The 26925-nt window shown below is 73.2% G+C and carries 25 protein-coding genes and 2 tRNA genes; 23 read left to right on the top strand and 4 right to left on the bottom strand.

Translation table 11 applies throughout. The annotated features are described in order from the left end of the window. Nucleotides 1-202 precede the first annotated feature (202 nt). From ACZ3IL_RS07550 to ACZ3IL_RS07520, 7 genes are all read left to right on the top strand, one after another. A complete protein-coding gene (locus ACZ3IL_RS07550) occupies nt 203-1183 on the top strand; it encodes a glycosyltransferase family 2 protein (protein ID WP_467387591.1) in 981 nt (326 codons plus the stop codon). A gap of 176 nt (nt 1184-1359) precedes the next feature. Continuing rightward, nucleotides 1360-1782 carry a GtrA family protein gene (locus ACZ3IL_RS07545; RefSeq protein ID WP_467388197.1) on the top strand — a complete coding sequence of 141 codons (423 nt, stop codon included), beginning with the start codon at nt 1360-1362 and terminating at the stop codon, nt 1780-1782. Nucleotides 1783-1886: 104 nt separating this feature from the next. Beyond that, on the top strand, nt 1887-2990 hold the full coding sequence (gene proB / locus ACZ3IL_RS07540) for a glutamate 5-kinase (RefSeq protein ID WP_467388195.1): 1104 nt from the start codon (nt 1887-1889) through the stop codon (nt 2988-2990). 161 nt (nt 2991-3151) lie between these two features. Further along, nucleotides 3152-3679, top strand: a complete 528-nt coding sequence (locus ACZ3IL_RS07535) for a hypothetical protein (RefSeq protein WP_467387589.1) — start codon at nt 3152-3154, stop codon at nt 3677-3679. 325 nt (nt 3680-4004) lie between these two features. Beyond that, nucleotides 4005-5288 carry a glutamate-5-semialdehyde dehydrogenase gene (locus ACZ3IL_RS07530; RefSeq protein WP_467387587.1) on the top strand — a complete coding sequence of 428 codons (1284 nt, stop codon included), beginning with the start codon at nt 4005-4007 and terminating at the stop codon, nt 5286-5288. A gap of 76 nt (nt 5289-5364) precedes the next feature. Continuing rightward, on the top strand, nt 5365-5943 hold the full coding sequence (locus tag ACZ3IL_RS07525) for an SCO2584 family spore wall biosynthesis protein (protein ID WP_467387585.1): 579 nt from the start codon (nt 5365-5367) through the stop codon (nt 5941-5943). 150 nt (nt 5944-6093) lie between these two features. Then, the gene (locus tag ACZ3IL_RS07520; protein WP_467387583.1) at nt 6094-7173 is read left to right on the top strand and encodes an SCO2583 family membrane protein; all 1080 of its coding nucleotides are present in this window, start codon (nt 6094-6096) and stop codon (nt 7171-7173) included. Here ACZ3IL_RS07520 and ACZ3IL_RS07515 read toward each other — a convergent pair. Continuing rightward, nucleotides 7158-8237, bottom strand: coding sequence for a M48 family metallopeptidase (locus tag ACZ3IL_RS07515; RefSeq protein WP_467387581.1), 1080 nt, complete (start codon nt 8235-8237; stop codon nt 7158-7160). The two genes, ACZ3IL_RS07520 and ACZ3IL_RS07515, sit on opposite strands and share 16 nt — an antisense overlap. Nucleotides 8238-8366: 129 nt before the next feature. On the opposite strand from ACZ3IL_RS07515, the gene ACZ3IL_RS07510 reads away from it, so the two are divergent. From ACZ3IL_RS07510 to ACZ3IL_RS07475, 8 genes are all read left to right on the top strand, one after another. Continuing rightward, nucleotides 8367-8576: a hypothetical protein gene (locus ACZ3IL_RS07510; protein WP_467387579.1), complete on the top strand. Its 210-nt coding sequence runs from the start codon at nt 8367-8369 to the stop codon at nt 8574-8576. A gap of 83 nt (nt 8577-8659) precedes the next feature. Continuing rightward, nucleotides 8660-8821, top strand: coding sequence for a hypothetical protein (locus tag ACZ3IL_RS07505; protein WP_185893249.1), 162 nt, complete (start codon nt 8660-8662; stop codon nt 8819-8821). Between the two features lie 51 nt (nt 8822-8872). After that, nucleotides 8873-9493 carry a nicotinate-nucleotide adenylyltransferase gene (gene nadD, locus ACZ3IL_RS07500; protein ID WP_467387577.1) on the top strand — a complete coding sequence of 207 codons (621 nt, stop codon included), beginning with the start codon at nt 8873-8875 and terminating at the stop codon, nt 9491-9493. A gap of 19 nt (nt 9494-9512) precedes the next feature. Continuing rightward, on the top strand, nt 9513-11186 hold the full coding sequence (locus ACZ3IL_RS07495) for an LCP family protein (protein WP_467387575.1): 1674 nt from the start codon (nt 9513-9515) through the stop codon (nt 11184-11186). A gap of 74 nt (nt 11187-11260) precedes the next feature. After that, nucleotides 11261-11785, top strand: coding sequence for a ribosome silencing factor (gene rsfS, locus ACZ3IL_RS07490; protein ID WP_467387573.1), 525 nt, complete (start codon nt 11261-11263; stop codon nt 11783-11785). Continuing rightward, the gene (locus ACZ3IL_RS07485) at nt 11782-12435 is read left to right on the top strand and encodes a histidine phosphatase family protein (protein WP_467388193.1); all 654 of its coding nucleotides are present in this window, start codon (nt 11782-11784) and stop codon (nt 12433-12435) included. Before rsfS ends, ACZ3IL_RS07485 begins: the two co-directional genes overlap by 4 nt. A 96-nt stretch (nt 12436-12531) precedes the next feature. Then, a tRNA-Ala gene (locus ACZ3IL_RS07480) sits at nt 12532-12604 on the top strand. 242 nt (nt 12605-12846) lie between these two features. Then, the gene (locus tag ACZ3IL_RS07475; RefSeq protein ID WP_015033559.1) at nt 12847-13080 is read left to right on the top strand and encodes a hypothetical protein; all 234 of its coding nucleotides are present in this window, start codon (nt 12847-12849) and stop codon (nt 13078-13080) included. Here ACZ3IL_RS07475 and ACZ3IL_RS07470 read toward each other — a convergent pair. After that, entirely contained in the window at nt 13059-14375 is a 1317-nt protein-coding gene (locus ACZ3IL_RS07470) for a glycosyltransferase 87 family protein (RefSeq protein WP_467387570.1), read from the bottom strand. The two genes, ACZ3IL_RS07475 and ACZ3IL_RS07470, sit on opposite strands and share 22 nt — an antisense overlap. A gap of 121 nt (nt 14376-14496) precedes the next feature. Here ACZ3IL_RS07470 and ACZ3IL_RS07465 point away from each other — a divergent pair. From ACZ3IL_RS07465 to ACZ3IL_RS07435, 7 genes are all read left to right on the top strand, one after another. Then, a tRNA-Ala gene (locus tag ACZ3IL_RS07465) sits at nt 14497-14569 on the top strand. A 289-nt stretch (nt 14570-14858) separates the two neighbouring features. Next, nucleotides 14859-17729: a leucine--tRNA ligase gene (leuS, locus tag ACZ3IL_RS07460; RefSeq protein ID WP_467387568.1), complete on the top strand. Its 2871-nt coding sequence runs from the start codon at nt 14859-14861 to the stop codon at nt 17727-17729. A 146-nt stretch (nt 17730-17875) separates the two neighbouring features. After that, a complete protein-coding gene (locus ACZ3IL_RS07455; protein WP_467387567.1) occupies nt 17876-18601 on the top strand; it encodes a hypothetical protein in 726 nt (241 codons plus the stop codon). A 123-nt stretch (nt 18602-18724) separates the two neighbouring features. Further along, the gene (locus ACZ3IL_RS07450) at nt 18725-19570 is read left to right on the top strand and encodes a DegV family protein (protein WP_467387565.1); all 846 of its coding nucleotides are present in this window, start codon (nt 18725-18727) and stop codon (nt 19568-19570) included. Between the two features lie 414 nt (nt 19571-19984). Continuing rightward, on the top strand, nt 19985-20887 hold the full coding sequence (locus ACZ3IL_RS07445; protein WP_467388191.1) for a ComEA family DNA-binding protein: 903 nt from the start codon (nt 19985-19987) through the stop codon (nt 20885-20887). Beyond that, nucleotides 20884-23394 (top strand): ComEC/Rec2 family competence protein, encoded by a 2511-nt coding sequence (locus tag ACZ3IL_RS07440; protein WP_467387563.1) that lies wholly within the window; start codon nt 20884-20886, stop codon nt 23392-23394. The genes ACZ3IL_RS07445 and ACZ3IL_RS07440 overlap by 4 nt, the downstream gene beginning before the upstream one ends. A gap of 308 nt (nt 23395-23702) precedes the next feature. Beyond that, on the top strand, nt 23703-24596 hold the full coding sequence (locus tag ACZ3IL_RS07435; RefSeq protein WP_467387561.1) for a YceI family protein: 894 nt from the start codon (nt 23703-23705) through the stop codon (nt 24594-24596). Here ACZ3IL_RS07435 and ACZ3IL_RS07430 read toward each other — a convergent pair. Next, the gene (locus ACZ3IL_RS07430) at nt 24593-24835 is read right to left on the bottom strand and encodes a hypothetical protein (protein ID WP_125664369.1); all 243 of its coding nucleotides are present in this window, start codon (nt 24833-24835) and stop codon (nt 24593-24595) included. The genes ACZ3IL_RS07435 and ACZ3IL_RS07430 overlap by 4 nt on opposite strands. 107 nt (nt 24836-24942) lie before the next feature. On the opposite strand from ACZ3IL_RS07430, the gene holA reads away from it, so the two are divergent. Then, nucleotides 24943-25935, top strand: a complete 993-nt coding sequence (gene holA / locus ACZ3IL_RS07425) for a DNA polymerase III subunit delta (RefSeq protein ID WP_467387559.1) — start codon at nt 24943-24945, stop codon at nt 25933-25935. Nucleotides 25936-26540: 605 nt separating this feature from the next. On the opposite strand, the gene rpsT is transcribed toward holA, so the two are convergent. Continuing rightward, nucleotides 26541-26807, bottom strand: coding sequence for a 30S ribosomal protein S20 (gene rpsT / locus ACZ3IL_RS07420; protein WP_030494120.1), 267 nt, complete (start codon nt 26805-26807; stop codon nt 26541-26543). Between the last annotated feature and the right edge of the window lie 118 nt (nt 26808-26925).

Raw genomic sequence — 26925 nt, 5'->3', positions numbered from 1 at the left:
GGTGGCAAAAGAGTGAAATGCCACGTATTTTCAAGGTCTTTCGCGCATGCTTTATTGTATGGACGACATGCCGACCGGGGCGGCCACGCAGGGCACGCCGGACGGCCATCACCACCTTGTACCGCATGGTGCCGCTTGAAGAAGAGTCGGGTGGTGGCCCCTCAGAGCGTGCTCTCGCCCCTCCCTCTGGAGTGACCGTTCCATGACCAAGCTTTCCGTCGTCGTTCCCTGCTTCAACGAGGAGGACGTCGTCGAGCTCTTCGACGCGCGGATGCGCCAGGTGCTCGACGCCCTTCCGGCCGACTACGAGATCTGCTACGTGGACGACGGCAGCTCCGACGGGACGCTGGGCAAGCTCCGGGAGATCGCCACCCGGCATCCGGACCGCACACAGTATGCCTCCTTCAGCCGCAACTTCGGCAAGGAGGCGGCCATGCTCGCGGGCCTGCGCAAGTCCGCCGGCGACGCCGTGGTGATCATGGACGCCGACCTCCAGCACCCGCCCGAGCTGCTCGGACGCATGCTGGACCTCTACCACCAGGGTCACGACCAGGTGATAGCGCGGCGCACCCGCGAAGGCGACAAGAAGGTCCGCAGCGCCCTCAGCCGCACCTACTACCGCGCGGTCAACCGCTGGGTGGACGTGGAGATCATGGACGGCGTCGGCGACTTCCGGCTGCTCTCCCGCCCCGCCGTCGACGCCCTGCTCTCGCTCCCCGAGTACAACCGCTTCTCCAAGGGGCTCTTCTCCTGGATCGGCTTCGACGCCGTCACCTTCGACTACAAGAACGCCGCGCGCGAGGGCGGCGAGACGAAGTGGAAGTTCAGCTCCCTGGTCAACTACGGCATGGACGGGCTGATCTCCTTCAACAACCGTCCGCTGCGCATCGCCCTCTGGCTGGGCATGATGCTGACCGGCCTCGCCGCCCTGTACGCGGTCTGGGTGGTCGTCAACGCCTTCACCCAGGGCGTCACCTCGCCCGGATACGTCACCCTGGTCGCGATCATCGTGGGCCTCGGGGGCGTGCAGATGATGATGCTGGGCCTGATCGGGGAGTACATCGGCCGCATCTACTACGAGACCAAGCGCCGGCCGCACTTCCTCGTCAAGGAGACCCACCGCACCTCCGGCCGTTCCGCCGTCGAGCGCGCCCGCTTCGCCGCCACCGAGCGGGAGCACTGATGGGCACGGGCAGGGACGGGGGGGACGGTCCCGCCCGGCCGGGCGGCGCGCCCGGCACCGGAGGGACGCTCGGCGCCGGAGGCGCGCCCGGCACCGCCGGGACCCCCGGGAAGGACGCCGCGGGACCGGCCGCTCCCGGCGCGCAGACCGCCGCGCGGCGGGCGCGGCTCGCCGAGATCTTCCGCTTCGGCCTCGTCGGCGGGGTCAACACCGGCACGTTCTTCGGGTGCTACCTGCTCCTCCACCCGTGGATGCCGTACTTCGCCGCGTACTCCCTCGCCTTCGTCCTCAGCATGATCGGCTCCTTCTTCCTCAACACCTACTTCACCTACCGCACCCGCCCCACCTGGAAGAAGTTCGCGCTCTTCCCGCTCACCAACGTCACCAACTACCTGGTCCAGAGCGTCGGCCTCTACGCGCTCGTCACCTGGGCCGGCATGGACGACAGGATCGCGCCGCTCGCCGCGGCCGTCGTCGCGATCCCCTTCACCTACGTGATCTCCCAGCGCATCCTGGTGCCCCGCGGCACCGGCCGGGACCACGCCGGGACCGGTCCGGAGAGCGAAACGGGCGAGCGGCAGCCCTCCCGGCTCGCGTAGATTGCCCGACAGCCGCGGCGCGGAGCGCGCGGCGGGACGGGCGAGCGAGGACGGCGCGGGTGACGACGCAGGTGACGGGTCAGACGGACGGGGCGAGGCAGTACGTGACGGAGGCCCGCAGGGTCGTCGTCAAGGTCGGTTCCTCCTCCCTCACCACGGCCTCCGGGGGACTCGACGCCGACCGGGTCGACGCCCTCGTCGACGTGCTCGCCAAGGTCCGCAGCGGCGGCGAGAAGGAGATCGTCCTCGTCTCCTCCGGCGCCATCGCCGCCGGTCTCGCCCCGCTCGGCCTCACCCGCCGTCCCAAGGACCTCGCCCGCCAGCAGGCCGCCGCCAGCGTCGGCCAGGGCCTCCTCGTCGCCCGCTACACCGCCTCCTTCGCCCGCTACGGCGTCCGCGTCGGCCAGGTCCTCCTCACCACCGACGACACCAGCCGGCGCGCCCACTACCGCAACGCGTACCGGACCCTCGACCAGCTCCTCACCATGGGCGCGCTGCCGGTCGTCAACGAGAACGACACCGTCGCCACGGACGAGATCCGCTTCGGCGACAACGACCGGCTCGCCGCCCTCGTCGCCCACCTCGTCCGCGCCGATCTGCTCGTGCTGCTCTCGGACGTCGACGGGCTCTACGACGGCGACCCCTCCAAGCCCGGCACGTCGAGGATCGCGCGGGTCACCGGCCCCTCGGACATCGCCCACGTCGAGATCGGCTCCGCGGGCAAGGCGGGCGTCGGCACCGGCGGCATGGTCACCAAGGTCGAGGCGGCCCGGATCGCCGCCGCCGCCGGCATCCCCGTCGTCCTCACCTCCGCCAGCCGCGCCGCCGACGCCCTCGCCGGCCGGGACACCGGCACGTACTTCCACCGCACCGGCCGCCGCTCCGCCGACCGGCTCCTCTGGCTCGCCCACGCCTCCACCCCACAGGGCTCCCTCACCCTGGACGACGGAGCCGTCCGCGCCGTGGTCGAGGGGAAGAAGTCCCTGCTCGCGGCCGGTCTCGTGGCCGTCGAGGGCGACTTCGTGGCCGGTGACCCCGTCGAGCTGCGCGACACCACCGGCCGGGCCGTCGCCCGGGGCCTCGTCAACTTCGACGCCAAGGAGATCCCCCGGATGCTCGGCCGCTCCACCCACGAGCTCGCCGGAGAGCTGGGGCCCGAGTACGAACGCGAGGTCGTGCACCGTGACGACCTCGTCGTCATCCGCTGAACACCGCCCGCACGCCACCCGCCGAAACGGCCGAAACTACGGCCGTCCGGAAGGGACGTTCACCAAAACGGCCCCACGCACCCCCTCGGGCTGGTCAACTTTGTCCCGGGGGTAAGAGCAAGGCGGGGACAGCACCGCACGCATCACACAGGAGGCCGCCGGTGAGACGAGCGCGTCCTGGGGCACCGCCCCGCGGGACTGCCGAACGCGCCCTGACCAGTGTCGAGGCCGGAGCCGACTTCGACGAGGCACGGGGCGGGTCCACGGACAGGAGGACCGGGTCCGCCACCGACCCGCACGAGGCACGCGAGACGCACGAGACCCGCGCCGGGGAACGGCAACAGCCCGTGTCCAGGCTCTGGCACATCACCCTCAGCGTGTCGGGCGTGGAGTCGCCGCTGAAGGAGGTGCGACGGGGGCTCGAACAGCTGGCCCACGACCATCCCTTCCTGCTGACCAGCCGCTACGCCGGAGATCACGCCGAGATCCGGTACTGGGAGGAGGCCCGTGACCTGCACGACGCGGCGGCCGTCGCCCTGCGCCTGTGGGGCGAGCACCGGCAGACGGCCAAGCTCCCGCCGTGGGAGATCGTGGGCCTGGAGGTCATCGACCGCGAGACCTACCACCAGCGGATCGCGGAGGGCTACGGCCCGCCGCCGGCGGCCCCGGTCGGCGTCCACCCCTACTGACGGACCGCCGGCCCGGCCGGCCGCCGGAGGGGCCACCACGGGGCCGGCAGCCGGACGGATCACCACGGGGCGGGCCGCCGAGAAGCCGGTCACCGCGAGGCCGGCCGCCGGGCGGGCCGCCGCCGGGTGCGGACCGCGTCCCGGGCCGGGGCACGGCACGCCGTCGTGGCGGACCGTGCCACCGGCCCGGGACCGCGTCGCGGGGCCCGGGCGCGCCGCCGGTCCGGGGCACGTCTCGGGACCCGGGCGTGCCGCCGGTCCGGGGCACGTCTCGGAGTGCGGGATACGTGAGGGATGTCCGCAGGCGTGCCAGTACCCTGCGGACATGACCTCGCTCACGCCCCTCGACAACCTCTCCCCGGTCATCCGGGCCGCCTACCGGGCCCGTGGCGCCGCCGCCGAAATCGCGCCACTCCCGCGCGCGGCCAAGGACGACGCCCTGCTGGCGATCGCGGACGCCCTCGAAGTGCGCACCGCCGAGATCGTCGAGGCCAACGCCGTGGACGTCGCCAGGGCCCGGGAGGCCGGGACCAGTGAGGCCGTCGTCGACCGGCTCACCCTCACCCCGGAGCGCGTCCGGGCCATCGCCGCCGACGTCCGCGACGTCGCCGCGCTGCCCGACCCCGTCGGAGAGGTCGTCCGGGGCTCCACCCTCCCCAACGGCATCGACCTGCGCCAGGTCCGCGTCCCCCTCGGCGTCGTCGGCATCATCTACGAGGCCCGCCCCAACGTCACCGTCGACGCCGCCGCCCTCTGCCTCAAGTCCGGCAACGCCGTCCTGCTCCGCGGCTCCTCCTCCGCGTACGCCTCCAACAGCGCCCTGGTGACCGTGCTGCGCGACGCCGTCGGGGGCGCCGGGCTGCCCGCCGACGCGATCCAGCTCGTCCCCGGCGAGTCCCGCGAGTCGGTCCGCGAACTGATGCGCGCCCGGGGCCTGGTCGACGTCCTCGTCCCGCGCGGCGGCGCCTCCCTCATCCGGACCGTGGTCGAGGAGTCCACCGTCCCGGTCATCGAGACCGGCACCGGCAACTGCCACGTCTACGTCGACGCCGAGACCGACCTCGACATGGCCGTCGACATCCTGATCAACTCCAAGGCCCAGCGGGTCAGCGTCTGCAACGCCGCCGAGACCCTCCTGGTCCACAAGGACGTCGCCGAGGCCTTCCTCCCCAGGGCCCTCGACGCCCTCGCCGAGGCCGGTGTCACCGTCCACGCCGACGAGCGGGTCCTCGCCCTCGCCGAGGGCTCCAGGGCCACCGTCGTCCCGGCCACGCCCGAGGACTGGGAGACCGAGTACCTCTCGTACGACATCGCCGCCGCCGTGGTCGAGTCCCTCGACAAGGCCGTGGAGCACATCCGGATGTGGTCCTCCGGCCACACCGAGGCCATCGTCACCACCTCGCAGGCCGCGGCCCGCCGCTTCACCCAACTGGTCGACTCCACCACGGTGACCGTGAACGCCTCCACCCGGTTCACCGACGGCGGCCAGTTCGGCTTCGGCGCCGAGATCGGCATCTCCACCCAGAAGCTGCACGCCCGGGGCCCCATGGGCCTCCCCGAGCTGACCTCGACCAAGTACATCGTCACCGGCGACGGCCACGTGCGGTAACGCCTCCTATCGGTACGGGCGGGGAGGGTTCGCACTCTCCCTGCCCAAAACCACCTTCCGGGTCTACCCTGAATCCGTGCCGGACGACGTGGGGGGCAGGCCGTTCCAGAACGGCGGGGACCCCGAGGACTCTGTCGACCGCGGAGGCGCCGACGAGGTCCACGCCGCCGTGGTCTTCGACGAGGAGTTCGTACGGGCCGCCCCCGTGCACGAACCGTCCGCGGTCGAGCGGCTCCTCGCCGCGGCCCAGGCCCGCGCCGAGGCCGAGGCGGCCCGGGCCCGCGCCGAGGCCGAGGCGGCCCGGGCCCGCGCGGGCGGACCCGCCGACGAGGACTTCCACGGGGACGGCCACGACCCCCTGGGCCCCGTCTACGAGCCCGACGACATCGGCGACGACGACAGCCCCTACGGCCGTCACGGCGGGGCCCTGCGTCCCTACCGGGGCCGTGCGCGCTGGCACCGGCCCGTCGCCTGGATCCTCGCCCTGGTCATGGGGATCGGCATGGTCGCCCTCGCCTTCAGCGCCGTCTACCGGGGCGCCGCCGCCAACCGCCAGGACCGGGTCCCGTCGCCCGCCACCACCGGGGTCGACGCGCCCAGCCCGGCCCCGCCGGCCGCCCGCGCGCCCGCCGTACGCTCCGCGTCCCCCGAATAGCCCCTCCCGGTCTCCCGGCCCCGCGCCGCGTCCCGCCGCCCGGCGGCTCCCGTCCCTCCGCCGCGCCCCCGCACCCCAATGGCGGAATTCTTCCGATTCTGTCGTGTAGCCGGGCGTTTACCGATGCCCCTGCGGACCTACCCTGAAGGTATGGCAGGGCGCGGCGACCCGCCTGAAGGGACGCCCGAGGGGTTCCCCGGCGGTGGTGAGGACGAGTACCGATCCGTCGTCTTCGACGAGGCGTTCGTCCGCGCTGCCCGCCTCCAGGAGTTCTCCGCCCGGGAACGGATGGAGGGCCACGCCCAGGCCGTCCGCAGCCTCCCCTCCCGGGAGGGGAGGAGCGGCCCCCGCCAGGCGGTCCTGCTGGTCCTGCTGGTCGTCCTCGCCTTCGGCACCGCCGTCTACCTGGGCATCCGCAACCCGTACCCGCTCCCGGTGGACCAGCGCGCCGAGCCCCTGCGGACCACCGTGGTCCCGCTCGCCCCCCGGAACCCCGTCCCGGGCGGCGAGCCCGTCCGGCTCCTCGCCCGCAGCCCGGCCGCCCACCACCGCACCGGGGCCGCCGGCATCGACCTGCCCGTCGCGGGACGCACCCCCCACTTCGCCGAGAGCCAGGTCGTCACCGCCCTCGGCATCGCCAAGGACTACCTGGTGGCCTCCTCCATGGAGCCCGACGTCCTGTCCGGGGCCACCGTGCGTCCCCCGCGCCTGCTGCTCGACCCGGACCAGCGGGAGCAGTTCGACCGGAGCGTCGAGTCGTCCGCCGACGACGGCCGGCACGCCCTCGCCGCCTGGCTCGTCCGCTTCGACCCGCGCCGGGTCGTCCTCGCGGACCCCGCCGTCCGGGTGCGGGGGGTCCTGCGCTTCGAGGAGGTCGGCCCCGACACGCTGGACGTCACGGCGGACCACACGTACACCTACGCCCTCCGCCCGGCCACCACGGACGCCGGGCCGGCCGCCGCCTCCCTCTTCACCGTCCACCGGGCGGTGCGCTTCCGCTTCGACCGCGAGGACCTGCGGACGCACCGCGCCGAGCTGCTGACCAGCACCGTGGAGGCCGGGCCGCAGGCCTGCGGCCCCGGGAACACGGGTTCCCTGAGGCCGCTCCTGGCCGGGGCGAAGCCCACCGGGGCGGACGGCCCGGCGGTCACCGACCCGTACGCCACGGCCCGGCCCGCCGCCCCGTCGCTGTGCGGAGCGCTGGCGCCGGACGCTCAGCCCTCGCCCTGACCGCCCGCGCCGTCGTCGGCCTTCGGGGAGCCCTGACCGCCGAACCGGGTGCGCAGCCGCCCGCCCAGGTCGCCCGCCAGGTCACCGGCGCCGCCCGCTATGTCCCCGACCAGCTTGAACAGCGGGTCCTTGCTGGTCCGCACGGTCTCGGCGTAGTGCCCGGCCGACTCGCGGAAGGAGTCCGTGACCGACGTGTCCTTGTCCTCCGACCGCTTCGGGTAGTGCCCGTCCATGATCCGCTGGAAGTCGCGGCTCTCCGACCACTTCTTCAGCTCCGCCGCCCGGACGGCCGTGAAGGGGTGCGAACGCGGCAGCACGTTGAGGATCTTCAGGACCGAGTCCCGCAGGTCACCGGCCTTCTCGTACTCGTCGGCCTGGGCGAGGAACGCGTCCACGTTCATCTCGTGCAGGTGGTTGCCGCCGGCGATCTTCATCAGGCCGCGCATCGAGGCCCGCACGTCCTGTCCCACGAGGAGCCCGGCCCGGTCGGCGGAGAGCTCCGACTTGCGGAACCACTCGCGCAGCGCCGTCACGATGGCCGTGACCGCGACCGTCCCCAGCGGAATCCAGGCGATCTTGAGCGCCAGGTTGGTGAGGAACAGCAGGACCGTGCGGTACACCGCGTGCCCGGAGAGGGCGTGGCCGACCTCGTGACCGACGACGGCCCGCATCTCCTCCTCGTCGAGGAGCTCCACGAGACCGGTGGTCAGCACGATGATCGGCTCGTCCAGGCCGATGCACATCGCCTGGGGCTTCGGGTCCTGCGTCACGTACATCTGCGGGACCTTCTCCAGGTCCAGGACGTAACAGGCGTCCCGCAGCATCTCGTTGAGGTGGCCGAACTGCGCGTCGCTCACCCGGACGGAGTCCGAGAGGTAGAGGAGCCGCAGACTGCGCTCCGGCAGCAGCCCGCTGAGCGCCTTGAAGGCCGTGTCGAAGCCGCTGAGCTTGCGCAGCGCCACCAGCGCCGAACGGTCGGCCGGGTGCTCGTAGGCCCGCGAGGAGATTCCGGGGAACCGCTTCCGCAGCCTGCTCGGCGTGCTCTCCTGGACGTTCTCGGTCATGGATGCCCCCTGTTCGTACGAGTCGGTGCTCGTCCCCCTGACTGCGCCCAGCCTAGGCGTTGGCGATACCGTGTGCCGAGGGCCTGTGGACAACCCGGGCGACCGGGACGAACGAAGGGCACGACCGACATGCCGGACACCACCGCCACCGCCCTGCTCGCCGCGGGGGAGGGCGCGGGCGACACGCTCCGGATCGTGCTGCTGCTCTCGGTCGTGGGCGGCGTCCTGCTCGCCTGGTTCCTGCTGCGCGGCTACCGCGACGACACCACCGGCGGAACGGAGGACGGCCGGGCGGCGGACGGCGCGGACGGCAACGCCGAGCGCGACGCCAACGCCTGAGTCGGCGTGAGCGCGCCGGGACGGCCCGCATACGATGTGCGCGAAGTCTCCGCTCCCACCCCCGATCGATAGGTCTGCCGAAGATGAGCCTCCACAGCACCGCCGCCCACCTGGTCACCCTCGCCGAGGGGGCCGAGCACGGCGGCAACCACGAAAGCCTCAGCCCCTACCTCACCGGCTTCGGTGCCTTCGGCGCCCTGCTCCTGCTGCTGTGGATCACCACCCGCTTCAACCGCGACCGCTGAACCGACACCGCTGATCCGGCGGCCGCTGCCGTGCCAGTAGGCTCTGCACGCATGGGAGAGCAGGAAGTGCCTACTGGCGGGCGCGGGAAGCGCCGACTCGGCGTGATGGGCGGAACCTTCGACCCGATCCACCACGGACACCTGGTGGCGGCCAGCGAGGTCGCCGCCCTGTTCCATCTGGACGAAGTGGTGTTCGTGCCGACCGGGGAGCCGTGGCAGAAGAGCCACAAGGCCGTGTCCGCGGCCGAGGACCGCTATCTGATGACGGTCATCGCCACGGCGTCCAACCCGCAGTTCTCGGTCAGCCGGATCGACATCGACCGCGGCGGCGCGACCTACACCATCGACACCCTGAGGGACCTGCGCTCCCTCAACGCCGACTCGGACCTCTTCTTCATCACCGGGGCCGACGCGCTGGCGCAGATCCTCACCTGGCGCGACGCCGAGGAGCTCTTCTCGCTCGCCCACTTCATCGGCGTCACCCGTCCGGGCCACGACCTCACCGACGACGGGCTGCCCAAGGGCGGGGTCTCGCTCGTCGAGGTCCCCGCGCTCGCCATCTCCTCCACCGACTGCCGGGCGAGGGTCGTGCAGGGCGATCCCGTCTGGTACCTGGTCCCGGACGGCGTGGTGCGCTACATCGACAAGCGCCAGCTGTACCGCGGCCAGTGAACTCCGGGGAGGGGCACCGGTGAACGACCAGCAGCATCCGTACGACCCGTACTATCCGCAGCCGCAGATCATCGGCTACGACGAGTACGGGCAGCCGGTGTACCAGCAGCCGCAGCAGCAGGCGCCCGTGCGGCACCACGACCCGTACGGCGACCCGCAGCAGCAGGCGCAGCAGCAGTCGTACGGCTACGACCCGTACGCCCAGCAGCCGCCGTACGACCCGTACGGCGGGCAGGGCCACGCCCACCCCTCCTACGACACCGGGCAGCAGTGGGCCGCCCAGTCCCCGCCGCAGTCCCCGCCCCAGCCCGTCCGGACCGCCCCGGCGGCTCCGGAGGCGCCGGCCGCGCCCGTCGCGGCCCCGCCCGGCGTCCCCGGCCAGCGCCCCGCCTCCGAGCGCCCCTCCCCGCCCCGGAGGGACGACGGCGACCGCGAGTACCGCACCGAGCAGTTCTCGTTCATCGAGGAGCCCGACGAGGACTCCGAGGACGTCATCGACTGGCTCAAGTTCACCGAGAGCCGTTCCGAACGGCGCGAGGAGGCCAGGCGGCGCGGCCGCAACCGGCTCGTCGCGCTCGCCGTGGCGCTCGTGCTCGCCCTCGCCGGCGGCGTCGCCTACCTGTGGTCCGCGGGCATGCTCCCCGGGACGTCCGACCCGGAGGGGAAGGGGACCGCGGCGAGCGGCACCCAGAAGCGCGACGCGATCGTCGTCCACCTCCACGACACCACCGGCGGCGGGACCTCCACCGCCCTGCTCGTGGAGAACGCGACCACCCGCCAGGGCACCACGGTCCTGCTCCCCAACTCCGTCGTCGTCACCGACGGCGAGGGCTCCCCGACCACCCTCGGCAAGTCGGTCGAGGAGGACGGGTCCAGCGGCACCCGGGAGGCGATCGACAACCTCCTCGGCACCCGGCTCACCGGAACCTGGCGCCTGGACACCCCGTACCTGGAGAACCTCGTCGAGATCGTCGGCGGCGTCGAGGCCGACACCGACACGGACGTGCCCGGCCCCAGGAAGGGGGCCGAGCCGCTCGTGAAGAAGGGCGAGAAGCAGACGCTGAACGGCCGCGCCGCCGTCGCGTACGCCACCTACCGGGCCCCCGGCGAGACCGAGGCGGAGCAGCTCCGGAGGTTCGGCCAGGTCCTCTACGGGGTGCTGCGGAAGATCTCCGACGACCCCGAGGCCGCCACCGTCACCATCGGGACCCTCCAGCAGATCCTCGACCCCTCGCTCCCGGAGAAGGACCTCGGGGCCTCCCTGGCCAAGCTCGCCGAGCACGCCAAGGTCGGCGCCTACAAGACGGCCCTGCTCCCGGTGGAGCAGGACGGCGCGCTGACCGAAGGCGCGAGCGACACCGTCGTGAAGGACGTCCTCGGCGGCAAGGCCGGCGCCCCGGACACGGGCGGCGTGCCCCGGGTCTCGGTGCGGGACGGGTCGGGCGGAAAGGCGGCCGAGACCGCCCGGATCACGCTGGTCAACGGCGGCTACGCCTTCGTGGGCGCCACCACGGCGCCGGCGCAGGAGAAGTCCCAGGTCCTCTACGGCGACGACGCCCGGAAGACGACGGCGGCCGAGGTGGCCAGGACGCTGGGCCTGCCCGCCGGCTCCGTCCGGAAGGGCGGCACGACCGGCACGGCCGCGGTCACCGTGGTCCTGGGCCGCGACTACAAGGCCCCGGGAACCCGGTAGGGCGCGGTCCCGGAAACGGCGCCGCCCGCTCCGCCGGGGCGGGCCCGGCGGCGCTCCGGAAAAGGCAGACGGCGGTGTCGGCGGTCCGTGAGACCCTGGAGGGGTACTGGACCGCCGACGAAAGCCTGCTTGTGACCGCTACGGACCGTTCCATCGAGCTCGTCAAGACCGCCGCCCAGGCGGCCGCCGACCGGCTCGCGCACGACATCATCGCGTACGACGTCAGCGACGTGCTGTCGATCACCGACGCCTTCCTGCTCGCCTCCGCGCCCAACGACCGCCAGGTCAAGTCGATCGTCGACGAGATCGAGGAGCGGCTGCTCAAGGAGCTCGGCGCCAAGCCGGTCCGCCGCGAGGGCGACCGCGACGCGCGCTGGATCCTGCTGGACTACGTCGACATCGTCGTCCACGTCCAGCACAGCGAGGAGCGGGTCTTCTACGCCCTGGAGCGGCTGTGGAAGGACTGCCCCGAGCTGGAGCTGCCCGAGGACGCCCGGAAGACCCGCGGGAAGGGCGCCGAGCACGCCGCCCTGACCGGCGTCGACACCGCCGACCATGCCTCCGGGCTCCCGGACGGAACGGACGGTGAGCTGAGCTGAGCACCACCGGGGGCGGCAGTGGCCGCCGCATCGTCCTCTGGCGCCACGGCCAGACCTCCTGGAACCTGGAGCGCCGCTTCCAGGGCTCGACCGACATCGAGCTGACGGAGACCGGCGTCGCCCAGGCGCGCCGGGCCGCACGGCTGCTCACCGCGCTCGCACCGGACGCCATCGTGGCCTCCGACCTGAAGCGGGCGGCGGCCACCGCCGCCGAGCTGGCCGCGCTCACCGGCCACGACGTCGCCCACGACGCCGCCCTGCGCGAGACCTACGCGGGGGAGTGGCAGGGACTGACCCACGAGGAGATCGTGGCGCGGTACGGAGAGCAGTACGCCGCGTGGAAGCGCGGCGAGCCGGTGCGCCGGGGCGGCGGCGAGCTGGAGACCGAGGTGGCCGACAGGGCCGCCCCGGTGGTCCTGGAGCACGCCGACAAGCTCCCGGAGAACGGCACGCTCGTGGTGGTCAGCCACGGCGGCACCATCCGGACCACCATCGGCCGGCTCCTGGGCCTGGAGGCCCGGCACTGGGAGAGCCTGGGCGGGCTCTCCAACTGCTGCTGGTCCATCCTCGGCGAGGGCGCGCGCGGCTGGCGCCTGACGGAACACAACGCCGGCACGCTGCCCACACCGGTCCTCGGCGACGACGACTGAGCTCCCGCGACCGGCCCGCCGGACCCGGATTTCACTTTCCGGCAGGTCACAGGCTAGAGTTCTTCTTGTTCGCAGCGCGGAGCGCGAAGAACACGAGGGGCTATAGCTCAGTTGGTAGAGCGCCTGCATGGCATGCAGGAGGTCAGGAGTTCAATTCTCCTTAGCTCCACAGTCACCGAATCCCGTCCCCATCAGGGGGCGGGATTCGTCGTTCCCCGACCCTTCCCGCCTCCCGGTCCCGTCCCTCCGGGGCTTCTCGCGCCAAGTCCGCCGACCCCCTTGCGGGGCCATGGCAGAATCGGACGGCCGGAGGGGGACGAAGATCCGGACGGGAGGGTGACCCACGTGCTCGGCGACAACGGCAGGGTGTCCTGTGGGTGCACGACCTGCGGCCACAGCTGGAGCTGACTGATGGGTGCACACAGGCGGAAGTGCGACTGGTGCGGCAGCGGTACGCCCATCGTGCGCGACATGGACCCCGTCAACCCCGGTTTCCAGTACTGGTGCGAGGAGTGCGCGCGGGCGCTGATCATAAAAGGCGACCCGATCGAGACGTACCGGGAACTCGAGGGGGAGCCGATCTACGGCCGGCTCCTCGACGAGCACTGCACCCTCAAGCGGTTCTACTCCTTCGCCACGGCCTGACGCCGCTCCTCCGGAAGGCGCCGCTCCTCCGCGGGCCCCGGCCCCCCGGTCGCGGCCCGGGCCCCGTTCCCCGCGAGGCCCCGCTCCCCGGCGGCCCGCCGCCGCGTCAGCACGTACCCCAGCAGCAGCGCCGTCGCGGTCAGCGGATAGACCGCGGAGAGCAGCATCTGCCCCGCGTTCTGGTCCAGTTCGGGACGTCCCGGGTCGTGCGGCACCCACCACAGCGCGAACGACGCGAACACCAGGGCCACCGCCCCCGTCACCGCCCACGCGCGCGTGGAGCGGTCCGCGAGCAGGATCAGCAGCGGCACGCACCAGACCCAGTGGTGGGACCACGAGATCGGGCTGATCATCAGCGCCGTGAACGCGCAGACGACCACCGCCACCGCCCTGTCGCCGCGCAGCGCCGCGCGCACCGCCACCACCATCGCCGCGCCGCCCAGGAGGGCCGCCGTCACCGCCCACCACAGGCCCGGGTCGTCGGTGTGCATCAGCCGGGCCAGGACGCCGCGGATCGACTGGTTGGCGGTCTCCTCGGCGAAACCGACCCGGCCCGTCTCGAACAGCGTCTCCGTCCAGAACTTCTTCGAGTCCGCGGGCAGCGCGGCCGCCACGGCCAGCGTCGTCCCGAGGAACACCCCGGTCGCCGTCACCGCCGTGCGCAGCCACTGGTTCCAGGACCGGTCCCGGCGCCACAGCAGCACGCCCGCGACGAGCAGCAGGACCACGAAGAGCCCCGGTGTGAGTTTCACCGCGGTCGCCAGGCCGATCCCGAGGCCGGCCCAGCGGCAGCCCTCGCGGCGCGTGAGGTCCCAGAGCACCGCCACCGCCATGAGCAGGTTGATCTGGCCGTACCGCAGGGTCGTCCACACCGGCTCGCACCAGACCACGGCCGCGGCGACCCAGAGCGCCGTGCGCCACAGGTCCGCGCGCGACAGCGACGGACGGACCAGCCGGACCGACAGCACGACCAGGGCGACCACCAGGAGCAGGTTCCCGCCGGTGGCGAGCGTCCGCATCAGCGGGACGCCCACCAGGGTCAGCGGCACGAACAGCAGGGCCGCGAAGGGCGGATAGGTCATGCCGAGGTTGGCCGAGGTGGCGCGCATCGCGTACAGGTCGCCGCCGGCCCGGACCGTCTCCCCCTCGGCCCGGTAGACCATCACGTCGAGCATGTTCACGTGGGCGAGGCGCTGCGCCACCCAGAAGGCCGTGAACGAGAGCAGGCAGACCGCCGCGGCGGTGACCAGGGGCCACGGCCGGGAACGGGTTTTCGAGAGCACGGAGACGGACACAGTCGGCGACCCTACCCGGAGGTCCGGAAGGGCTCCGGGAATCGATTTGGAGATCTGCCGGGGAGCCGGTTAATGTTCTGTCTGTCGCCGCGAGGGAAACCGGAACGGAGACGGAAAGCAAGGGGCTATAGCTCAGTTGGTAGAGCGCCTGCATGGCATGCAGGAGGTCAGGAGTTCAATTCTCCTTAGCTCCACAGAAGGTCCACGGAGGTCTCGTGGAGAGGAGAGCGGGTCACCCGGATCGGGTGGCCCGCTCTCTCGCGTCCCGGCCCCCGGAACGCCGGTGCGGCCCGTGCGGGCGCTGCGGTACCCTGGCGCCATGCGTGCCGTACGCCTCCTGCTTACCGAGCCGCGCTGACCAGTCCCGACGGGTGACAGACATTCCGTCGGAGTCGGCGCGGCATCCCCTCCTGTGCGAGGGGATTTTTCATTTCGGGCAGTCAGTGGCCGTGGGCAGAGACGATCGATGGAGCTTCAAGGACCATGACCGAGATCAATACGGCCGCCGAGACGGCGGCCCCGCATCGCTACACGGCGGCCATGGCCGCCGACATCGAGGCACGCTGGCAGGACTTCTGGGACGCCGAGGGCACGTACGAGGCTCCGAACCCCACCGGTGACCTGGCGGGCGACCCGGCGGTCGCCGCCCGGCCCAAGAAGTTCATCATGGACATGTTCCCGTACCCCTCGGGCGCGGGACTCCACGTCGGCCACCCGCTGGGCTACATCGCGACGGACGTCTTCGCCCGCCACGCGCGCATGTCCGGCCACAACGTGCTGCACACCCTGGGCTTCGACGCCTTCGGCCTGCCGGCCGAGCAGTACGCCGTGCAGACGGGCACGCACCCGCGCGTGTCCACCGAGGCCAACATGGAGAACATGAAGGTCCAGCTGCGCCGGCTGGGCCTGGGCCACGACAAGCGCCGGTCGTTCGCCACGATCGACCCGGAGTACTACAAGTGGACCCAGTGGATCTTCCTGCAGATCTTCAACTCCTGGTACGACGACGAGGCCCGGAAGGCCCGTCCGATCGCCGAGCTGGTCGAGCAGTTCGAGAACGGCACGCGTGAGGTCCCCGGCACCACGCGCGCGTGGAGCGAGCTGAGCGCCGCCGAGCGCGCCGACGTCCTGGGCGAGTACCGCCTGGCGTACGCCTCCGACGCGCCCGTCAACTGGTGCCCCGGCCTGGGCACCGTCCTGGCCAACGAGGAGGTCACCGCTGACGGACGCTCCGAGCGCGGCAACTTCCCCGTCTTCAAGTCCAAGCTGCGCCAGTGGAACATGCGGATCACCGCCTACGCGGACCGCCTGCTCGACGACCTGGACGCCCTGGACTGGCCCGAGGCCATCAAGCTGCAGCAGCGGAACTGGATCGGCCGCTCCGAGGGGGCCCGCGTCGACTTCCAGGTCGGCGACGCCGGTGCCATCACCGTCTTCACCACCCGCCAGGACACCCTGTTCGGCGCCACCTACATGGTCCTGGCGCCCGAGCACGAGCTGGTCGAGAAGATCGTTCCGGCCGCCTGGCCCGAGGGCACCCACGACGTGTGGACCGGCGGTCACGCCACCCCCGCCGAAGCCGTCGACGCCTACCGCAAGCAGGCCGCCTCCAAGTCCGACGTCGAGCGCCAGGCCGAGGCCAAGGACAAGACCGGCGTCTTCACCGGCGCGTACGCGACCAACCCGGTCAGCGGCGAGCGGGTCCCGGTCTTCATCGCCGACTACGTCCTGATGGGCTACGGCACCGGCGCCATCATGGCCGTCCCGGCGCACGACAGCCGCGACTTCGCCTTCGCGCGCGCCTTCGAGCTGCCGATGCGCTGTGTCGTCGAGCCCTCGGACGACCGCGGCACCGACCCCGCCACCTGGGACGACGCCTTCGCCTCCTACGAGGCGAAGCTGGTCAACTCGGCCAACGACGAGATCTCCCTGGACGGCCTCGGCGTCGTCGACGCCAAGGCGAGGATCACCGCCTGGCTGGCCGAGCGCGGCATCGGCGAGGGCACGGTCAACTTCCGGCTGCGCGACTGGCTGTTCAGCCGCCAGCGCTACTGGGGCGAGCCCTTCCCGATCGTCTACGACGAGGACGGCGTCGCCCACTCGCTGCCCGAGTCGATGCTGCCGCTGGAGCTGCCGGAGGTCGACGACTACTCGCCGCGCACCTTCGACCCGGACGACGCGGACACCCGCCCGGAGACCCCGCTGTCCCGCAACGAGGACTGGGTGAACGTCACCCTGGACCTGGGCGACGGGCCCAAGAAGTACCGCCGCGAGACCAACACCATGCCCAACTGGGCCGGTTCCTGCTGGTACGAGCTGCGCTACCTGGACCCGCACAACTCCGAGAAGCTGGTCGACCCGGCCGTCGAGCAGTACTGGATGGGCCCGCGCGAGGGCATGCCGACCGGCGGCGTGGACCTGTACGTCGGCGGTGCCGAGCACGCCGTGCTGCACCTGCTGTACGCGCGCTTCTGGTCCAAGGTCCTGTTCGACCTGGGCCACATCTCCTCGGCCGAGCCCTTCCACAAGCTGTACAACCAGGGCATGATCCAGGCCTTCGTCTACCGGGACGCGCGCGGGATCGCCGTCCCGGCGGCCGAGGTCGAGGAGCGCGACGGCGGCTTCTGGTACCAGGGCGAGAAGGTCTCCCGCGTCCTGGGCAAGATGGGCAAGTCCCTGAAGAACGCCGTCACGCCGGACGAGATCTGCGCCGAGTACGGCGCCGACACCCTGCGCCTGTACGAGATGGCGATGGGCCCGCTGGACGTGTCGCGCCCCTGGGACACGCGCGCGGTGGTCGGCCAGTACCGCCTGCTGCAGCGTCTGTGGCGCAACATCGTCGACGAGTCGACCGGCGAGGTCACCGTCGTGGACGCCGCGCCCGACGAGGACACGCTGCGCGCCCTGCACAAGGCGATCGACGGCGTCGCGCAGGACATGGCCGCGATGCGCTTCAACACCGCCATCGCCAAGATCACCGAGCTGAACAACCACCTGACCAAGTCCGGCGGCGCGGTCTCCCGGACCGTCGCCGAACAGCTGGTCCTGCTGGTCGCCCCGCTGGCACCGCACATCGCCGAGGAGCTGTGGCGCAGGCTGGGCCACACCGAATCGGTCGTCCACCAGGACTTCCCGGTCGCCGACCCGGCGTACGTCGTGGACGAGACCGTGACCTGCGTCGTGCAGATCAAGGGCAAGGTCAAGGCCCGCCTGGAGGTCTCCCCGTCGATCACGGACGCGGAGCTGGAGACGCTGGCGCTGGCCGACCCGCACGTGGTCGCCGCCCTGGGCGGCGCCGAGATCCGCAAGGTGATCGTGCGCGCGCCGAAGCTGGTCAACATCGTCGCCGGTTAGCGGTACGCGGCCGGTGTACGGCCGCGCCCAGGGGTTTCCCCTACGGGCAGGTTGGGGGTTCCGGGGGAACCCGCGGCCTGCCCGTTCCGTTTACCGTGGAGGAACCACAGCCGCGTGGTGAGTCGACCGATGCCGGAGGGGCACCCATGGAAGCCGCGATTGTCACGATCATGGCCCTGCTCTTCTTGTCCTTCGTGGTGCTCGGGGTGTACGCCGCCGTGAAGGTGACCAAGGCCGCCAAACGCGGTGTCGACCGCACCCTGGACCAGGCCCGGCGCACGGTCGAGGACACCACGCTGCGGGCCAAGAGCTTCGGCCAGGCCGGGACCGCCGGAGAGCTGGCCCGGCTGCGGCTCTCGCTGCGCACCTCGATGCGCGCCACCCAGGAGGCGCTCCAGGCCGGAGTCGGGCAGGACGCCTCGCTGAAGGAGTCCCTGGACCTGTTCCACCGGCTCAGCGCGCACGGGATCGAACTGGACGCCGACCTCAAGCGTCTGGAGCGGGAGCCCGACCGGGCATGGGTGGCCGGACAGCTCCCCGAGCTCGCCGCGCGGACCGAGCGGATCACGGGCTCGGCCGACGCGCTGCGTCGCGCCGCCCGGGACCGGGCCGTGAGGTTCGCCGAGGACGACCTGTCGGCGCTCAGCGCCCAGATCGACGTCGAGGCCGGGGCCCTGCGCCACTGGACCACGCCGGAGACGGCGCCGGAGACCGGTGGGGAGGAGCGGGAGCGCCCGGCCGGGTCCGACCGGAGGACCGGGACCGCCGACCGGACGGGGTCCGGGAGCGAGCCGTCCGCCATCACGGGCCCCGACCCCCTGCGGACCGTCCACCCCTGGGAGAAGTCGGCCCGCCCGGAGACGACCGCCTGACGCGACGGCCGCACCGGGGAGCCGCCCGGCGGGACGGCCGGGCGCGGGGCGGGACGGACCCATGCCGGTGCCTCCCGGGGGCCGGACTGCCGCGGGGCGTCCCCGGCGGGTAACCTCCCGCTCATGTCCCGGCATGTCGCGATCCTCACCGATTCCACGGCCTACCTGCCACGCGAGACCAGGGAGCGGCACGCCATCACCACGGTCCCGCTGACCGTCGTCATCGGCGACCGCGCCCTGGAGGAGGGCACCGAGATCTCGGCCCAGGCACTCGCCGAGGCCCTCCAGAAACGACGCTCCGTCACCACCTCCCGCCCGAGTCCCGAGGTCTTCGCCGAGGCCTACCGGAAGGCCGCCGAGGCCGGTGCGCGGGGCGTCGTCTCGCTCCACCTGTCCGCCGAGGTCTCCGGCACGTACGACGCCGCCGTGCTCGCGGCGAGGGGCGCACCCGTACCCGTACGGGTGGTGGACACCCGCATGGTGGGCATGGCGCTGGGCTTCTGCGCCCTGGCCGCGGCACGGACCGCGGAGGCCGGCGGCTCGCTCGACGAGGCGGTCGCGGCGGCCGAGAAGCGTGCCTCGGGGACCTCCGCCTTCTTCTACGTCGACACCCTGGACTACCTGCGCAAGGGCGGCCGCATCGGTGCCGCGCAGGCGCTGCTCGGCTCCGCGTTCGCGGTGAAGCCCCTCCTCGAACTCGACGGCGGGCGGATCGAGCTGCGGGAGAAGGTGCGGACGGCCTCGAAGGCCATCGCGCGGCTGGAGGAGATCGCGGTGGAACGGGCGGGGGCCGGGGCAGTGGACATCGCCGTGCACCACCTGTCCGCGCCGGAGAGGGCCGCCACGCTCGCGGACCGGCTCAGGGAGCGCGTACCGGGAATCGAGGGCTTCCACGTCAGCGAGGTGGGCGCGGTCATCGGTGCTCACACGGGCCCCGGACTCCTCGCGGTCGTCGTCTCGCCGCGCTGAGGTCCTGGGTCACCCGTGAGGGTGACGGAGTTCTCCCCAACGGAGCCCCTGTCCACGGACCGCGACCGAGCCCGGCACGGGGTCTCCGCTGTCCCTACCGTCACGGGCATGACGCTTCGTACACACACCTCGCCCGACGCATCGACCGTCCTAGGAACCACGGCCACGGCGGTTCCCGGACCCCGGGACACGACCGTCCCCGGGGCCACGGGCGCGACCGTCCCCGGAGGGACGGGGACGGCCGTCCCGGAGACCGTGAGGAGGGCCGGTGGTCCGGCGGCCGGGTTCGGACGGACACCCGGACCGGACGGGCGCGGTCGTCCCGTGGGACGCGGTTCGCCCCCCGCGCGGACGCGGGGGCCGGCGGGGCGTGCCACGGGGGCCGCCGACGGTGTGCGGCGGCGGGGGGACGCGCTGTTCCCGCCGATGCCGATGCCGATGCCGACGGAACCGGCAGCGGGAGTGGGGACGCCCGGACCGCCGGCCGGTGGAGGCGCGCCCGAGCCGTGGGAAGGGGCCTCCTCACCAGGCGTGGGGGGACGGCTGGTGGCGGGGCTCCGCGACCGGACGCCGGTGTGGGCGCGGACCGGATGCGGTCTCGAACCGAGGACGCTGGCCGCGCTGACGGTGGTCCTGCTGGTGGCCGCGGGCCTCGCGGGCGGGTACTTCTGGACGGGACGGCCGGAACCGGTGCGCGCCCCCGAGGTCGTCCGCGCCGCCCCCGCGGCGGCCGTACCCGTCGCACGGACCGGGGCCGGGACCGGACCGAGGCCCGATCCGGGGGCGGCGTCCGTGCCGCCCGCTCCCCCCGGCGCCGCCGGGACGTCCGGGAGCGCCGGGGCGGCGGGGACTTCCGGAGGCGCCGGGGCCGCCGGAGCGAAGGTCGTCGTCGACGTCGGCGGCAAGGTGCGCCGGCCGGGGGTCCTCACCCTGCCCGCGGGCTCGCGGGTGGCGGACGCCCTGCGCGCGGCGGGCGGGCCGGAACCCGGCGCCGATCTCACCGGGATCAACCGCGCCCGTGTCCTGTCGGACGGGGAACAGGTCCTGGTCGGCGTACCGGGCGCGGGGGCGGCCGGTCCCGCCCCGGGGAGGGACGGAACCGGCGGAGGCGCACCGGGGACGCCGGTGCCGGTGAGCCTCAACACGGCGACGGTGGAACAGCTCGACACCCTCCCGGGCGTCGGACCGGTCCTCGCCCGGCACATCGTCGACCACCGCACGCGACACGGCGGTTTCCGCTCGGTGGGCGAACTGCGGGAGGTCAACGGCATCGGCGAGCGCCGGTTCGCCGACCTCGAACCGCTGGTCCGTCCGTGAAGAGGGACGGGGCGGCGGACGAGGAGCGGGCGACGGGGAAGCCCCGGTGGCGGGAGGCCCCGGCCGACCTGCGGCTCGTTCCCCTCGCGGGAGCCGCCTGGGCGGCGGCGGCCTGCGCCGTGGGCCTCACCGGATGGTGGACGGCGGCCGGGGTCACGGCCTGCGCGGCGGGAGCGGCGGTCCTGCTGACGCGGGACCGGCTCCGGCGGCGCGGAGACCCGGACGGTGCCCGGAGCGCGTCCGGGAGGGGCGCGTCCGGGCGGCGGCTGCGGGCCACCGCGTGGGCGGGAGTCCTGCTGTGCGCCGCGACCGGGGCCGCCTCGGCGGGACTGCACGCGGCGGACCTGCGGCGCGGACCCGTGCCGGTCCTGGCCGAGGAGTACGCGTGGGCACGGACGGAGGTGACGGTGACCTCCGACCCGCGGCTCACCCGGCCCAGGGTGCGGGGCAACACGACGGCCCCCGTCTCGATCGTCCTGGACGGCGAGGTGACCCGGGTCGAGCGGCCGGACGGGTCGGCCCACCGGACCCGGACCCCGGTCCGCCTGCTCGTACCGGCGGGGGAGAGACGGGAGGAATGGCTGCGGCTGCTGCCCTCCACCCGGTTGCGGGTCGACGCCCGGTTCGCGCCGCCGATGAATCCGGGGGAACCGTGCGCGGCGGTGCTCAGGGCCGGCGGAACGGAACCGCCCCGGGTCGTCGGGCCGCCGAACACCCTGCAACGGGCGGCGGGGGAGCTGCGCGCGGGGCTGCGGAGGGCCACCGAAGGGCTCGCACCGGACGCGCGGGCCCTGCTGCCCGGCCTGGTGGTGGGAGACACCTCGCGGATCGGCCCCGAACTGCGGGACGCCTTCGAAGCGACCGACCTCACGCACCTTCTTGCCGTGTCCGGCAGCAACCTGACCATCGTGCTGCTCCTGCTGATCGGCCGTCCCGGACGGGCGCACCGGGCGGAACGGGGCGGGCTCGCGCCCCGCCTCGGCCTGTCGCTGCGGGCGACCGCGACGGCCGGAGGAGGGCTGACGCTCGCCTTCGTGGTCGTCTGCCGGCCCGACCCGAGCGTGTTGCGCGCCGCGGCCTGCGGTCTCGTCGCCCTGCTCGCGATCGGCACCGGCCGCCGGAGATCGCTGGTCCCCGCCCTGGCCGCCGCCGTCCTCGCCCTGGTGCTCTACGACCCGTGGCTCGCGCGGAGCTACGGTTTCCTCCTCTCGGTCCTGGCCACCGGGGCGCTGCTGACCGTCGCACCCCGGTGGAGCGACGCGCTGCGGCGGCGCAGGGTCCCCGGCAGGCTCGCGGAGGCGTTGGCCGCGGCCCTGGCGGCGCAGGCGGTGTGCGCTCCGGTCGTCGCGGTCTTCGCCGCCCGGGTGAGTCTGGTCGCGATCCCGGCCAACCTCCTCGCCGAACTCGCCGTGGCGCCCGCGACGGTGCTCGGGTTCGCCGCGCTGGCCCTGGCACCGCTCTGGACGCCGGGCGCGGAGGGCCTGGCGTGGCTGGCGGGATGGCCGGCCGGATGGATCGCGCGGGTGGCCCGTGCCGGAGGCGCGCTGCCGGGGGCGGAACTGGCCTGGCCCGACGGGTGGTGGGGCGGGCTGGCCCTCGCGCTGCTCACCGCGACCGTGGTCCTCGGGGCGCGCAGGCTGCCGTACCGGGGCGCGATCGGCGGCCTCGCCGCCGTCCTCCTCCTGCTCGCCGTGGTCCGTCCGGTGCCGCTGACCCGGTGGGCCACCGGATGGCCGCCGCCGGGCTGGGTGTTCGCGATGTGCCAGGTGGGTCAGGGGGACGCGACCGTGCTCGCGGCGGGCGGGGACTCCGCCGTCGTGGTGGACACGGGCCCCGATCCCGTACCGGTGGACCGCTGCCTGCGCGAACTCGGCGTGAGACGGGTGCCGTTGCTGGTGCTCACCCACTTCCACGCGGACCACGTGACCGGGCTGCCGGGCGTGTTGCGGGGACGGTCGGTGGGGGCGATCCAGACCACCGGGCTCGAAGAGCCGCCCGCGCAGGCCGCGTTCGTGCGGCGGACGGCGGCCGCCGCAGGTGTGCCGCTGGTCCGCGCGGAGCCGGGGGAACTGCGGAGGACCGGGAGCCTGGAGTGGCGTGTGCTCTGGCCCCGGGCGGGAGGAGGGAGCCGCTTCGAGGGGCCCAACGACGCGAGTGTCGTGCTGCTCGTCCGTGCCGCCGGGGGACTGAGCCTGCTGCTCCTCGGGGATCTGGAACCACCGGCGCAGCGGGCGCTGTTGCGGGCCCATCCGGAGCTGGCCCCGGTGGACGTCCTCAAGGTCGCCCACCACGGGTCCGCGCATCAGGACCCGCGCCTGATGCGGGCCGTGCGGCCGAGGTTCGCCCTGGTCTCGGTGGGGCGGGACAACCCGTACGGACATCCTTCGCCCCGCACGGTGGAGGCGTTGCGGAACGGTGGCGCGAGGGTGTTGCGGACCGACCGGGACGGGGCGGTCGCGGTGACGACGGAGGGGAGGGAACTCGTGGCCGTACCCGAGGGCGGGTGAGGAGCACCGGTCGTGCGGGCCGGCTGTGTGGACCGGCCGTGCGGGCCGGCCGTGTGAATCGACCACGTGGACCGGCTGTGTGGACCGTTCGTGCGGGCCCACCGTGTGGGGCCGCCGTTTCCACGGCCGGGTGCCGGTGACGCCGGTCCCCGGCCGGGCCGCCCGTTCGTCTGCCGTACGTCCCGGACGCTCAATTCGGACCCTCGGTAACAGTTGCCGACACTTGACTCGTTTGCCTCGAACGGGTCAATGGTGTTCGAATGCGACTTCGTTGCATAATGAATGAACCGCACAGGGGTATGTGAAGAATGTTCGATCGTCTCTTCGGGAAGCGTGCGGCGGGTGCCGCCCGGGGCGGACCGCTCGCCGGCCTCGTCGTCCCGTCCTCGGCGGGAGTGCTGAGCTGCCGGGTTCTCGACCCCGTGCATCAACCGGTCCGGCAGGCCGAGTTCGTCATCAGCGACACCGCCGGGCGCAAGGTGCTGTCCGGGGAGACCGACCCGTACGGCAGCGCGTTCGCGACCGTGCCGGCGGGCGAGTACCGGCTGGTGGTCACCGCCGAGGGGTACACCCCGCAGCACGGCACCGCCGTCGTCACCGAGGGCGGACACACCGGCCTCGGTGACGTTCTGCTCCAGGTCGCCCCGCAGCCCCAGCTCCCGGAGCCGGGCGACTGGGAGATCGACCCGGCGCACTCGCAGATCGGGTTCACGGCCCGGCACATCGGACTGGCCCGCGTCCACGGCCGGTTCAACAGCTTCGCGGGCGCGGTGCGGATCGCCGACCGCATGGAGGACTCCGCGATGCACGTCGTCATCGACGCGGCCTCCATCGACACCGGGCTGCGCATGCGCGACGACCACCTGCGCTCCGGCGACTTCCTCGACGTCGGCGTCTACCCGACGCTGGAGTTCTACAGCGAGCGCTTCACCCACCGGGGCGGCAGCCGCTGGGCCGTCACCGGAGCGCTCACCCTCCACGGGGTGAGCCGCACGGTGACGCTCGACACCCAGTACATGGGCATCGGGAGCGGGCTGGAGGGCGAGACGCGGTGCGCCTGCCGGGCCACCACCGAGCTGCACCGGGAGGACTTCACCCTCACCTGGCAGACGCTGCTCGCGCGCGGCATCGCGGTCGTCGGGTCCAGCATCGCCATCGACCTCGACGTCCAGATCGTGCCCAAGAACCGGCAGCCCGGCTAAGGCGCTTCCAGCCAGCCCTCGTACTCGGCGGCGAGTCCGTCGAGGGCCGCAGGGTCGAGGCGGCCGTCGGGGTCCTCGACGACCACCAGCCACTGCGCGTCCTCGGCGTCGTCCTCCCCGGCCAGGGCGTCCCGTACGAGCTGGGGTTCCTCGGCGACGCCGAAGCGGTCGGGAAGCTCCCCGGCGACCTCCTCGGCGGCGTCGCGGTCGGGGAGCACCAGTACGTGTCGTTCACTCACCCCGCCATTCTCGGTCACGGCCGCCCGTGGACCCCACCTCCCGCGGGTCGCCGACGCCCGCCGTCCGTGACCCGGGCTGTCGGTGGCCCGTGGGATGCTGGAGCGCGATGGCCACCAGAAAGACTTCCCCCGACGACCTCCTCGGCCCCGTGACGCTCGCCGTGGGGCAGGAGGACCTGCTCCTCGACCGCGTCGTCCAGGAGGTGGTGGCGGCCGCGCGTGCCGCCGACGCCGACACGGACGTGCGCGACCTCGCGCCCGAACAGCTCCAGCCCGGGGCGCTCGTGGAACTCACCAGCCCCTCGCTCTTCGCCGAGCGCAAGGTCCTGGTCGTGCGGAACGCCCAGGACCTCTCCGCCGAGGCGGTCAAGGACGTCAAGGCCTACCTCGGCGATCCGGTCGAGGACATCTCCCTCGTCCTGCTCCACGCGGGCGGCGCCAAGGGCAAGGGGCTGCTCGACGCCGCGCGCAAGGCGGGGGCGCGGGAGGTGGCCTGCCCGAAGACGACGAAGCCGGCGGAGCGGCTGACGTTCGTGCGGCAGGAGTTCCGGGCGCTGGGGCGTTCCGCCACGCCGGAGGCCTGCCAGGCCCTCGTCGACTCGATCGGCAGCGATCTGCGGGAGCTGGCGTCCGCCGTCGCCCAGCTGACCTCCGACGTGGACGGGACGATCGACGAAGCCGTCGTCGGGCGGTACTACACGGGCCGCGCCGAGGCGTCCTCCTTCAACGTCGCCGACCGCGCCGTCGAGGGACGGGCGGCCGAGGCCCTGGAGGCCCTGCGCTGGTCGCTCTCGACCGGAGTCGCGCCCGTGCTGATCACCAGTGCGCTCGCGCAGGGCGTGCGGGCCATCGGGAAGCTCTCCTCGGCCAGGGGCGGCCGTCCCGCCGACCTGGCGCGGGAGCTGGGCATGCCGCCCTGGAAGATCGACCGCGTGCGCCAGCAGATGCGCGGCTGGACCCCGGACGGGGTCGCGCTGGCGCTGCGCGCGGTCGCCGAGGCGGACGCGGGGGTGAAGGGCGGCGGCGACGACCCGGAGTACGCCCTGGAGAAGGCGGTCGTGGCGGTGGCCCGGGCGGCGAGGATGCGCCGGGGCGCCTGACGCGGGCCCCGGTGCCGAGTGCGGCCCGCCGGGCCCGTACCCGTACACCCCGTTGGGTTCGTACCCGGCACCCCCGCCGGGCCCGTACCCGGTACACCCCGTTGCGGCCCGCCGGGCCCGTACCCGGCACGCCCACGCCGGACGCGCTTCCGGCACGGCCGCGATCAGCCACGAGCGGCGCCGGTCGATCAGCCACGAGCCGTGCCGGACGATCGCCGCGAGCAGCTGCGGACCATCAGCCACGAGCGGCGCCGGAAGATTCCCCATGAGCGGCTGCGGACGATCACCCGCGAGCGGCGGTGGGCGTCGGGCCGGCCAGGACCGGCGGCGCGTGGCCGCCCGGGAGGGTGGGGGCCGGGGTACGGGGGACCGGAGGCACGGAGGCACAGGGGTGCGGGCCGTCCCTCCCCCTCCTCGCGGGGTCCGGGGGCCGCGCACGCCGAAGGCCCCGCCGTCTCCCGGGGAAGGAGACGACGGGGCCTTCGGCGTTCAAGCCGGTGGGCTCGTACCCGCGTGGCGAACGCGTCCGCGCACGAACCCGGGGTGGCCGGGCGGGGGCGGGAGAGAGGGCCCGCCGAGTCCCGTACGGCCGTTCACATCAGAGCTCAGCCCTGGAGGGAGGCAACCTTGATGGCCAGCGCCGACTTCTTGTTGGCGGCGGCGTTCTTGTGGATGACACCCTTCGAGACAGCCTTGTCGAGCTGACGCGAGGCGGCACGAGCAGCGACGGTGGCCTTCTCGAGGTCGCCGGCGGCGACAGCCTCACGGGCCTTGCGGATCGCGGTCTTGAGCGAGGACTTGACGGCCTTGTTGCGCAGGCGCGCCTTCTCGTTCGTCTTGTTCCGCTTGATCTGGGACTTGATGTTCGCCACGAAAAGAGCCTTTACAGGTTCGGTGTTCCTTCTGGATGCGCCTCGCGGCTGAGAGGGCACACGGGACACAGCTGTCCACGGTATCAGCCCCCCGTGGGGCCGCCCAAACCGGTCGTCG

The sequence above is a fragment of the Streptomyces sp. NPDC014907 genome (assembly GCF_055562975.1).
The sequence above is the reverse complement of the archived record's forward strand: the minus strand, read 5'-3'. Positions and strand labels throughout refer to the sequence as shown.

Bases quoted from the DNA above. Each gene is read 5' to 3' on its own strand.
- ACZ3IL_RS07505 (WP_185893249.1), top strand. From the start codon at position 8,660: ATGAGCCTCCACAGCACCGCCGCCCACCTGGTCACCCTCGCCGAGGGG.
- ACZ3IL_RS07455 (WP_467387567.1), top strand. From the start codon at position 17,876: ATGGAAGCCGCGATTGTCACGATCATGGCCCTGCTCTTCTTGTCCTTC.
- ACZ3IL_RS07530 (WP_467387587.1), top strand. From the start codon at position 4,005: ATGACCTCGCTCACGCCCCTCGACAACCTCTCCCCGGTCATCCGGGCC.
- leuS (WP_467387568.1), top strand. From the start codon at position 14,859: ATGACCGAGATCAATACGGCCGCCGAGACGGCGGCCCCGCATCGCTAC.
- holA (WP_467387559.1), top strand. From the start codon at position 24,943: ATGGCCACCAGAAAGACTTCCCCCGACGACCTCCTCGGCCCCGTGACG.
- ACZ3IL_RS07475 (WP_015033559.1), top strand. From the start codon at position 12,847: ATGGGTGCACACAGGCGGAAGTGCGACTGGTGCGGCAGCGGTACGCCC.
- ACZ3IL_RS07450 (WP_467387565.1), top strand. From the start codon at position 18,725: ATGTCCCGGCATGTCGCGATCCTCACCGATTCCACGGCCTACCTGCCA.
- ACZ3IL_RS07520 (WP_467387583.1), top strand. From the start codon at position 6,094: ATGGCAGGGCGCGGCGACCCGCCTGAAGGGACGCCCGAGGGGTTCCCC.
- ACZ3IL_RS07515 (WP_467387581.1), bottom strand. From the start codon at position 8,237: ATGACCGAGAACGTCCAGGAGAGCACGCCGAGCAGGCTGCGGAAGCGG.
- ACZ3IL_RS07510 (WP_467387579.1), top strand. From the start codon at position 8,367: ATGCCGGACACCACCGCCACCGCCCTGCTCGCCGCGGGGGAGGGCGCG.
- nadD (WP_467387577.1), top strand. From the start codon at position 8,873: ATGGGAGAGCAGGAAGTGCCTACTGGCGGGCGCGGGAAGCGCCGACTC.
- ACZ3IL_RS07550 (WP_467387591.1), top strand. From the start codon at position 203: ATGACCAAGCTTTCCGTCGTCGTTCCCTGCTTCAACGAGGAGGACGTC.
- ACZ3IL_RS07435 (WP_467387561.1), top strand. From the start codon at position 23,703: ATGTTCGATCGTCTCTTCGGGAAGCGTGCGGCGGGTGCCGCCCGGGGC.